The 9,430-nt window shown below is 60.5% G+C and carries 11 protein-coding genes; 2 read left to right on the top strand and 9 right to left on the bottom strand.

Annotated elements, in window-relative coordinates:
- Window positions 1–193 precede the first annotated feature (193 nt).
- Entirely contained in the window at window positions 194–328 is a 135-nt protein-coding gene (locus tag ACMZ6R_RS19195) for a hypothetical protein (RefSeq protein WP_416114523.1), read from the bottom strand.
- Here ACMZ6R_RS19195 and ACMZ6R_RS19190 point away from each other — a divergent pair.
- On the top strand, window positions 327–2,204 hold the full coding sequence (locus ACMZ6R_RS19190; RefSeq protein ID WP_416114521.1) for a DUF3320 domain-containing protein: 1,878 nt from the start codon (window positions 327–329) through the stop codon (window positions 2,202–2,204). The two genes, ACMZ6R_RS19195 and ACMZ6R_RS19190, sit on opposite strands and share 2 nt — an antisense overlap.
- A 42-nt stretch (window positions 2,205–2,246) precedes the next feature.
- On the opposite strand, the gene ACMZ6R_RS19185 is transcribed toward ACMZ6R_RS19190, so the two are convergent.
- The gene (locus tag ACMZ6R_RS19185) at window positions 2,247–2,405 is read right to left on the bottom strand and encodes a hypothetical protein (RefSeq protein ID WP_416114519.1); all 159 of its coding nucleotides are present in this window, start codon (window positions 2,403–2,405) and stop codon (window positions 2,247–2,249) included.
- Window positions 2,406–2,789: 384 nt separating this feature from the next.
- Window positions 2,790–3,197 carry a hypothetical protein gene (locus ACMZ6R_RS19180; RefSeq protein ID WP_416114517.1) on the bottom strand — a complete coding sequence of 136 codons (408 nt, stop codon included), beginning with the start codon at window positions 3,195–3,197 and terminating at the stop codon, window positions 2,790–2,792.
- 160 nt (window positions 3,198–3,357) lie between these two features.
- Between ACMZ6R_RS19180 and ACMZ6R_RS19175 the strand changes: the two genes are divergently transcribed.
- Window positions 3,358–3,555, top strand: a complete 198-nt coding sequence (locus ACMZ6R_RS19175) for a helix-turn-helix domain-containing protein (RefSeq protein ID WP_416114515.1) — start codon at window positions 3,358–3,360, stop codon at window positions 3,553–3,555.
- A 963-nt stretch (window positions 3,556–4,518) separates the two neighbouring features.
- Here ACMZ6R_RS19175 and ACMZ6R_RS19170 read toward each other — a convergent pair.
- The 6 genes from ACMZ6R_RS19170 to ACMZ6R_RS19145 all read right to left on the bottom strand — a co-directional run bounded on the left by ACMZ6R_RS19170 (window position 4,519) and on the right by ACMZ6R_RS19145 (window position 9,158).
- Window positions 4,519–4,983: a DUF5681 domain-containing protein gene (locus tag ACMZ6R_RS19170; RefSeq protein ID WP_416114513.1), complete on the bottom strand. Its 465-nt coding sequence runs from the start codon at window positions 4,981–4,983 to the stop codon at window positions 4,519–4,521.
- A gap of 9 nt (window positions 4,984–4,992) precedes the next feature.
- Entirely contained in the window at window positions 4,993–5,451 is a 459-nt protein-coding gene (locus ACMZ6R_RS19165; RefSeq protein ID WP_416114512.1) for an ERCC4 domain-containing protein, read from the bottom strand.
- A 149-nt stretch (window positions 5,452–5,600) separates the two neighbouring features.
- Complete coding sequence (locus ACMZ6R_RS19160) at window positions 5,601–5,834, bottom strand: hypothetical protein (RefSeq protein WP_416114510.1); 234 nt, start codon at window positions 5,832–5,834, stop codon at window positions 5,601–5,603.
- Window positions 5,827–7,107: a primase-helicase zinc-binding domain-containing protein gene (locus ACMZ6R_RS19155; protein ID WP_416114508.1), complete on the bottom strand. Its 1,281-nt coding sequence runs from the start codon at window positions 7,105–7,107 to the stop codon at window positions 5,827–5,829. Before ACMZ6R_RS19155 ends, ACMZ6R_RS19160 begins: the two co-directional genes overlap by 8 nt.
- The gene (locus ACMZ6R_RS19150) at window positions 7,104–8,711 is read right to left on the bottom strand and encodes an AAA family ATPase (protein WP_416114506.1); all 1,608 of its coding nucleotides are present in this window, start codon (window positions 8,709–8,711) and stop codon (window positions 7,104–7,106) included. Before ACMZ6R_RS19150 ends, ACMZ6R_RS19155 begins: the two co-directional genes overlap by 4 nt.
- A 228-nt stretch (window positions 8,712–8,939) precedes the next feature.
- Window positions 8,940–9,158 (bottom strand): helix-turn-helix transcriptional regulator, encoded by a 219-nt coding sequence (locus ACMZ6R_RS19145; protein ID WP_416114504.1) that lies wholly within the window; start codon window positions 9,156–9,158, stop codon window positions 8,940–8,942.
- Window positions 9,159–9,430: the final 272 nt, after the last annotated feature.

The raw sequence follows: 9,430 nt of genomic DNA, 5'->3' as shown, positions 1-9,430 counted from the left end.
GCTCCGACCAATACGCCGCCTTCAAGGAACGCACTTCTGTAGCTGGTGCTGCCATGGTCGTCCTCCTGTGGGATAAACCATGGCAGAAAATTCAAGCGACGTAAGAAGGACCTATTTGGACGCTTACCTTTCAACAACAAGCGGCCCACCTCCGAAGAAGCAGGCCGCCCATGGTTCAGTTGCCGTACAGGCGCTAAGCCGGGTTCAAGTCCGTCAGAGCGCATTCCAGACTGTACATGACGTTCCCGAAGGCTTCGCCAAGCCCCTTGAGGTCATCGCCGTCCAGGGGAGCTTTACCCTCGCCCAGATTGAGGAGGAGACGCCGCATGACCAAGCAACTGCCGCCAACCAACTTCTTCAACCGGGCCGAGGACGAGGATGCTGATGATAACGTGGAAATCGGCGGCGACATGGAAAGCATCCTCAACGAGTGCCTGAGCGCCGGCCTGCCGTGTCAGCGGCTGAATTGGCACTACCGCAGCCGCCACGAAAGCCTCATCGCCTTCTCGAACCACCGGTATTACGGCAGTGGCCTTGTCACTTTCCCCTCGCCCGTGACTGACGACAGCGCGGTATCCCTGCACATGGTGGAAGGTGGGCATTATGACAAAGGCGGGAGCCGCACGAATCAGGTTGAAGCCAAAGCGGTCGTGGCCGATATCATCAGCCATCTACAGGATCCAGACTTCGTGACCAGTGGCAAATCCATCGGCGTAGTGACGTTCAACTCGCAGCAACAAAAGCTGATCGAGGACCTCCTCGACGAAGAGCGTCGCCGCGACAATGCGCTGGAAAGATTTTTCTCCGACGATCTGAACGAACCAGTCTTTGTGAAGAACCTGGAAAACGTTCAGGGCGACGAGCGAGACCTGATTTATTTTTCCATCACCTATGGCCCGGACCTCTCTGGTCGAGTGTCCATGAACTTCGGCCCGCTCAACAAGGATGGCGGGGAGCGGCGACTCAATGTGGCTGTCACTCGGGCCAAGCACGGACTGCGGATTTTCACGAGTCTTCTGCCGGATCAAATCGACCTGACGCGTACCAAGGCTAAGGGAGTGGCCGACCTGAAGCTTTTTCTCGATTATGCCCAGCGCGGCATTCGAGCTTTGGCCGAGGAAGCAACCGCCCTACAGAGTGACTTTGAGTCACCCTTCGAGGAAATCGTGGCCGCGGCTTTGTCCCGTCGGGGATGGACGGTCCACTCTCAGGTCGGTGTCTCCGCTTTCCGCGTGGACCTGGGAGTGGTCGATCCCGAACGACCCGGCCGCTATCTGGCTGGCGTTGAGTGCGATGGCGCTACCTATCACCGGGCTGCCACGGCACGGGATCGGGACTGGCTCCGCGAGCAGGTTCTGAAGGGCTTAGGCTGGAGGATCGTGCGCACCTGGTCCACGGATTGGTGGCATGATGCCGAGACGGCCGCGAAGACCGTTGATACCAAGCTGCAAAAAATCCTTGAAGAAACTCGCGAGGAACGGGCCAAAGGCGAGGCGGAACGGGCGCGCCAGGAAGCAGCCAGGCGCGAGGCACAAGAGACCATTTCAGACGAAATGATGACATCTCCCGTGGATGAAGACGACAGTTCGCACCAAATGCCTTTGTTCTCTGCCCCCGCAGCGGACGTGCCCTCTGAGCCAGTGGCAGAACCGGTCTATGCCGACCGTAACGTTGCTCAAGAGACAGGCCGTGCGGCCGTTCAGGAGGTGACGACAAGTCCAGACCTCCTCGCCGATGGTCAGGAAACAGCACTCGCCAACGCCATCCGGGAAGTTGTAGCCGCTGAAGGTCCTATCCGGAGTGATGTCCTGGCCAGCCGCATCGCCAAGCGGTGCGGCTTTAACAAGGCCGGTAAAAGGATTCGGGAGAAAGTTTTTAAGGTTGCTTCTCAGGAATTTACGGGCGTAGCAGAGGAAGATGGGAGTGTATTTTTTTGGCCAGCCAACGTGACTCCAGGGGAATGTGATTTTATTAGGAAAGATCATGACGGTAAGCCGCGACCGGCAGATGAAATAAGTTTGGCCGAACTCGCCGCACTCGCATGTGATGTGTCCACTTCTCTCGCCCCGACAGAAGACCCTGTAGCAGTGATGGCGCGAGCGATGGGATTGCAGCGCCTTCATGCCGCAACAAGAGCCAGGCTTGAACGAGCGTTGGAGATGTGGCTCTCCAAGCCTGGCCATGAAGCTACATCAATAGATTGAACTTGCTGTGCAAATTCTAGAAATGATGATGGAGGAAAAAGATCACCCCATTTCTTCAAAGCATTTTCTCAATTGATCACTGGCTTCCTTGAGCAGAGCCAACTTTGCCAGCTTCAGCTTAAGGTTTTCTTTCTTCCCGGAAACTCTCACTGATGGCTCGACGGGAACGCTTCCGTCCTTTTCATCCTTGGAGTTTGGCATAGACAATTCTCCCTGAAAGGGTTCCAGACCACCCTACACCTATAGGTCTGGGCAGCAAATGCTTTCCCATAGCTCCATTTATGTCCTGGCCACAGTATGCACGAACGAAAAAACGGCCCGCCTCTTCATAAGAAACAGGCCGCACAATCCGGTTGCCGGGGCTCTCCGCCTAGCCGCGCCCTCCCTCTCTGGCCAAGTAGACTGCCCGTAGCGCGATGTCGATCCCAGCCTTCACGCCATCAAGGCCGTTGCTGGCGTGGTCCACTCCCTGGCGGATGATTCGAAAAGCCGTGTCCTGAAGTCGCGCCTCGTCTGATGGAAACCCGTTGGCCTTCTCCACCAGGGCGTGGGAGACGGGGATGCGCGCGGATGAAGTCGGAGGGCTTAGTCATGGCGCACCTCCCGGCCCTCGGCCACATCATTAAAGAACTTTTTAGCCCACTCCATGGCCGGGTGTTCTTTCCACTTCACGCAAAAGGCGTCGGGGTCGCCGGGCTCGGCGTAAACCAGCCCGTGCTTATCCAGGTCAAGGCGCTGCCGCTCAAGCCTGGACGCCATCTCTTCGGGCGTTGCCTCGCGGTCCTCTTTACCGGCCGTCAGTTCCACCCGAATGCGGAGGCGCGGATCACGGGGGTAAAAGACAACATGGAAGTTCCGAAGCATCCTTCGGTAGCTGTCCTCTTCGCTCTCGCGGTGGCCGATGGTGCCGCCATAGGGGATTTCGACGATGCCGGCCACGTGATTGGCCACCTTGCGAACGACATAGGGAACCGATAGGGCAAGACCAGCCATAACGTGCACCTCCTGCGTGCGGCTGTGGTCAGGCCCGGCCGGGTGTTGCCTCACCTTGCCGGGCCGTTTCTTTGTTGTCGTCTTGGTTGTGGTATTTTATTCCCACAAAAGAAGTCAAGGTTTGTGGTAATATTTCCCCACACTCAAAAAGAGGTTCCAAATGATTACCAGCTTACTCAAAGGGTTAATGGAAGACAGAGGAATGACGGTTCGGGGACTGGCCCAGGCAGCAGGACTCACAGAGAAAACCATCATGCGCGCCCGTGGCCAGATGATCGGCCGGTGCACGCTCGACACCCTGGCGACCATCGCCGGGGCGCTGGGAGTCAGGACGAAGGACTTGTACGAGGAGAGATGAAAGCAGGCGAGCCCATGGCTCCCAAATTCCCGGTGCGCTCCCCCCAGCGGTTAAGCCCTTGGTTCGGGAGAGTGGCAGAGACTCGATGACCGACACATTCACGAACGGAGTGCCGGCCAGTTTGACGCGGAAGTTGGGGGCAAAGACGGAGAGGAATAGGCTTCGGAGTGCTGTTCCTATTCGCTTTTGCGGTACATGGTAGTCTCTTTGGGTGCCTTGCTTTCTTGTTTGCCGCTGTGTATTTTATCTTCACAAGTACTCCTCGGGTCTCTAGCGCCGGGCTCCTCTCCTCCTGGCTTTTCGGAGAGATGAGTCTGTGAAGAGACGGCGTCGCCAGGGACGTCGGAACGGGTTGCGCTCCGCTCCCAGAGGAGTTCTTTGTTTAATACCTTTCGGGCGGGGTTACGGGTGGTCTATCACTGTCATGCGCGAAAAAGCTCATCCGGGAGCAGTCAAAACACCGCCTTGATCTATTGGCGCTTTGCCGATTATGCATACCATGGGACCTGTGCCGGCGGAGCAAGCGGTTTCCTTCGTTGCGTAAAAAACTCCAGCAGCAAACCACCTACCATCGGGCATTTCGAGAACGACACGAGGACCGCCGCGCTCCTGTTTAGGCTGGAGTGCGGCTTCGACTGTGGCCAATCGCTGTTAGATTTTACGCATTAAGTCCCTCCTGGGCGGACGGCAGCGACTCGCTTGCAGGAAATAATTCCTCCAGGACATCGGGGCCGGCCTCCATGGCGACTGCGGCGGCAAGGACAGATCCCGGAGTCGGGGGGCGAGTCACGATCACCGTGACCGGACCGGACACTGCGCAGGCCTCCTCCTTAGTCTCATGAATGGAGCCCCCGCCGTACCAGCGCCCGTCATGCATCGGGAAAACGACCGCGCCTCTTCGCACTGACGCCGAAGTTTTGTGAACCAGGGCCTCGATTGCGGCCAAACGTCGTTGAATCATGTTCATTTGGATCTCCCTTTTAGTTTTTCCTCAATGGCAGCGAGGCGTTCTTCGATCTCGCTCTGTTCCAGGACCTTCCGGTGCGCTTCGACCAACCCGGCCAGGGCCTGGGCCTCGCTCGGGGTCAGTTCGCCCCGGGCAACGGCATCGAGGACCGCGGCAGTGATCTTGGGTAGGTCGGCTGAGCTCTCCATGGCCGGCAGCGTCACCTTGATGGGGCAGTCCTTGCGCGGCGGGCACAGCCGGTCGAGGATAGCCCGAAGGACCGGCCCATCACCGGCCAGAGCCAATTCCAGGGCCTTGTTGACGACTTCCTCCGCCTTGCCGTCGATAAGAGCTTGTGCGGCCATGGTGGCACGGGAGCGGCACCCCTTGGGCTTGCCTGCCGGGTTCCCCGACTGGCCGGGCTCGAAGCGTTTCCCTGCTCCTCGCTGCTTTGGCTGCTTTTTCAGAGGATTTTCAGCCATGGTCCCTCTCTAAGCGGCCTTGATTTTGGCCACGGCCTGATAGCGCCGCTCCACCGTCCGCCAGTAGTGGCGCAGGAAGCTGAACGTGAATCGCTCGGCTCCGCGCCGGTCCTGGGCGAAGTAGAAGGTCAGGCGGTAGCGGCACATGAAGGCCACCACGGATTCATAGGCGGCCTTGGGGTTGAGGGCGGACCGGTATTCCCCGAGAGCCAGGGCGGATATGGGCGACTCGACCACCACGGCGGCGGACTCGAAGCCGCGCAGGCGCTCAAGTTCACGCTCGAAGCGGTCACGCTCCCGGCCGAGGCAGGCAACCAAATCAGGCAGGCTCTTGCGCTCCACGGCCACCAGGGATTCCAGCCCGGCAAGAGAGTAGTCCCCGGCCGTCAAAGTCCCCTGGGCGACCTCCGTGCCGTAGCCCTCGAACGGGAACGGGGTCTGCTCCCGGCTATCAACCACGATCCGCATGATTCCACCTCCGACGCCGAGGCTTGTTGTTGCTCTTCTTGCGCTCCAGGGCCCGTCCCATGCGCTCGAGCTCAACGATAGCCTGAGCCTCAAGCTCGACTTCGGACAGCGGCGGCATGAGGACGAGGCGACCTTGCGGCATTGTGGGATTACGCGGCGTCATCTTCGAACCTCCCGCACAGAGCTTTTATGGTGGCCATGCCGTTGCGGCAGGCGCTTTGAATCCGCTGAGACTCTTCGGGGCCCAAAGGCCGCCCGGTCAGGCTGGCGTGCCAAGCGGTCGTCATGGCCTCGGCCAGGGCGAAGTTGGCCTCTTGGCCTATCTCCAGGTTGTCCATGGTGGACAGGAAGAGCTTGCGGTCGGTCAGGGTGTCGCTATCCATGCTGCGCCTCCTGGGTGGGCAATTCGCCCATGTGTTGTTCGAGAAAAGGAAGAGCGTCCGCGAACAGGTTGTCCGCATAGCTGACAAGATCGGGATGGGGATTGGCAGGGTAGACAAGACGCAGCCGGCCGCCAGCGATGACCACGCGCAGGCCATGGTGTTGGGCAAGGTCGCGCAAGTCGAATGCGGCCCACCAGCAGTCAAAGTCGGGATGGTCGATGTCAGGAGCCCCGGGCAGCCAGGAAAGGCCTGTGGCATCGGCCTGGGGAAGCCCGGCCAAGATCCATTCTCGGACCATGCCCGGCTTTGTCATGAGGTCGCCCACGTCTTTCCCAGAGGAAGGCGGCCAGCGTTTGGCGCTGGCATAGTGCTCGCGCCACCATGGCCAGCCGCCGGCCCCGGCCTCGTCGAAATCCAAAGCCACCAGGACCACGGGAGCGGCCATAAACAGCGTGTGGGCCGTTGCATCGGGTTTTCCCTTTGCCGTGCCCAGGGCGGCGCAGGAAACGGCGTCACGGGCCTCCTGAGCGGCCAGGATGGCATCAAGCTCGGACTCTACGACAACACAGGGCTTGCCCTTGTCGGGTGCCAGGACCATGGGCAGCTTCCCGCCACCTGAGACAGCCGCATACTTCGGAAACTGGTCCTCGGGCGTCCAAGCGGAGCGACGGATTTTGATGGCCACCACCTGCCCACCGCGCAGGGTCGGGATGACCAGCCCAGCCGACAACCAGACGCGGCGCGGCTTTCCCGTTTTGAGGTTGATTTCCTCGGGCAGGCCCCAAGCGGCGCGGTCTTCGTAGAGGTCCGAGGGATTCCAGCCAATCCGTAGCGCGGCGCACGTCTTGGCGGTCAGGCCCCGGCTCCGAGCGTATTCCAGGCCAGGACCACCAGCAGCGAGGGCGGCGGCACAGCGGTTCACAAACTGGCCGGCGCGAGCCACCCAGGCTTCCACGGGCAACGTGGCGGCCTTCGGCTCCCAGGAGGCAGGCTTGAGGGTGCGCGTGGTTCCGGTCGCTTTGGGCGTTGTCCCCATGCGCTTGCAGGCCTCCGGGTAAGACAGGCCGTCCATGTCCCGAAGAAACTGGATGCCGTCGCCCTGGCGGCCACAGCCACGACACAGGAACCGACCGCCGGTCGCGCCGCTCGGGTGATCGGGCCAGACGCGGAAACGGTCCGTGCCAGCGCACCACGGGCAGGGGCCGGCCCATTCACCGCCCGAGGTGCCAGAGACATATTTTAACCCGGCAGGGATGAGGTCCAGGAGATTCATGACCGGACCTCATCTTCCTGGGTTTCGGCGTCCCAAGAGCCTAAGAGGGAATCCACCGGACAGGTGGGATTACCCTCTTTAGAGGGAGAAGCTGTCCGGTGGTCCGGTGGAACAATTTCAAGTACTTGCGCACCGGACAGGGCCTCTGTCCGGTGGTTTCGCTGTCCGGTGGATTTTTGCTGATTTTGCAGGATGTTATCACCGGACGGCGCTTTTTGTCCGGTGCTGTCCGGTGGCTTCTGACCGGTGGATTGTCCGGTGGATTTGCCACCGGAAGGGGTAGGCTGTCCGCTGGATTGATCCCTGTCCGGCGTCGTGGCGAGATACGCGACCTGTTTCCCGTTCCCTGAGTTCTTCCGGAGGACCTCATACAGTTCGCCGTCCAGGATCGTGGCAGCGGCAGCAGCTCTGACAGCCGCTTTCGTCGCCCCGGGGATGTCTTCCTTCCAGCGTCCCGGGAACACATCTCCCAGGGCCTTGATGGTCAATGCCGGCTCGCGCTCGGCCTCGCGCCGGCGGACCTCGGCCGTGATCCGTTCCACAAGCTGGGCCTCAAGAGCTTTGTCCTCCTCGGAGCGCTCGGGCTCGATATGGCGCAAGGTCCCGTCATTCTCACGGCGCAGGTAGAAGACATCGCCTAAGGGCGCATCGTTGGCTTTGCAGACCTTGCCGGCAAGGAATTGGCCATCACCCGCATTGCTGGCCACACCCTCGGCCCTGGCCGTCTTGCCGGGCAAAGAAACCAAGTTGAGCTGCCAACGTGCCGCAGCGGAAAAGCCCGAAGCGCCGCGCATGGCGTCCTGATGCAATGCGGCTTGAATATCCATGGAGCCGTCCTTTTTCTTAGCTCCTCCCTTGGTGGTATGGGCACAGCACAGGACAGCCGCGCCCGTCTCTTGGGCAAGACGTTCAAGCAAAGAGCAAAACGTGGTTGCCGCGCTATTGTCGTTCTCGTTGGCCCCGTACAGGCGGCTTTGTGGGTCCAGGATGACCAGGGCCAAGCTCGGGATGGACTTCGCCAACGTTAGGAGCTCGAAGAAGTTCCGGGAGGGTTGAGCATCGCCGCCGGCGACCTCGATAAGGCGTAGGTCTTGGCCGGCGGCAGGGATGGCAATGAAATTGGCCCGGAAATCGGCCTCGGCAGGATGAGGGAAAACGACAACGCGTCCGTCATCGGACTCGGCCTGGCTGGGACAAAAGGCCCGGAACATGCGGCGGACACGCCGCCACAGCACGCGCCGGTCTTCCTCACAGAAGACAGCCAACACCTTGCCCTTTCTGGCTGGGCGCAGGGCATCACCGAGAAATCCCCTGTATCCCGTGGCTACAGCCGCCCCTATCTGAAGCAGAAACCGGCTTTTCCCGGTCCCCTGTGCTCCAGCAACGTACCCGACCACGGAGGAAAGAAGAGAGTCGGCAAGGACCCAATCCAACGGCGGCGGCTCTTCGTCCAGGAAGCAGCCAGTGTCGAAATGGGACAAATCCAGGCCGGCGAAGAATCCGTGCGCGGAGTCTTGGGCCCCTCCTTTGTCTTGCCGTGCCACTTCCTCCTGGGCAACGCGGGCCGCAACCTGAGCGCGGATGGCGTCGCGGGAGGAGGTCATACACCCGCCCCCTGGATCTGGCGCATCCGCTCCAATAGATTTTCGTTTGCAGCCATGAGCCGGACAATGCGCCGATGGTTCCGGGCGAAGCGCCGGAAGACCGACCACAGCCGCGGCGATTCCAGGTTGACGACGGGGATTGGGGCTGGCAGAAGAGAGCCACCAGCAAACATCATTTCGTTTTTCGGGGACCCAGGCCCGCCAGCCTGGGTTTCTCGTTTCTGAGGGCTACGCAGCATCGGACGCCCCCCTGCCGTTCACAATCCGGTCCACCAGTTCGTCAATCTGGCTTTCAGGCCATGCCACAGCACGCGCCCCCAGCTTCACGGGCTTGGGGAATACGCCTTGGCGCACCAAATCAAGGAAGCGGCTGCGCTTGTAGGGGATGCGGTCTAGGACTTGGGGGAGACGAAGGAGACGTTCGGACTTGTGAAGATCGGCTTGCAACTGGCCATTCTCCTTTTAGGAGTGACCACCCTCGCGGCTAGACTGCGGGCCGTGGGCGGGATGACCAGTAGAAACCAAAAAAGTCCGATAAAAATAATCCGTGTACGACCAGCGAAGACTAGTGTTTTCCTACCGTACAGGGGTCATGGAGTAGCCCCCAATTAGACCGGATACCCTGGCCAACCGAAGAGGTAGGGCTAGAGGTATGTCCAGACCTAGTGCTAACGAGTTTACCACGGTCGAGTTGGTGAACGAGGTCCAGCGTCGTCGCT

Origin of the sequence: Solidesulfovibrio sp. C21, from assembly GCF_047785625.1 — a bacterium.
Lineage (GTDB): Bacteria > Desulfobacterota > Desulfovibrionia > Desulfovibrionales > Desulfovibrionaceae > Solidesulfovibrio.
The sequence above is the reverse complement of the archived record's forward strand: the minus strand, read 5'-3'. Positions and strand labels throughout refer to the sequence as shown.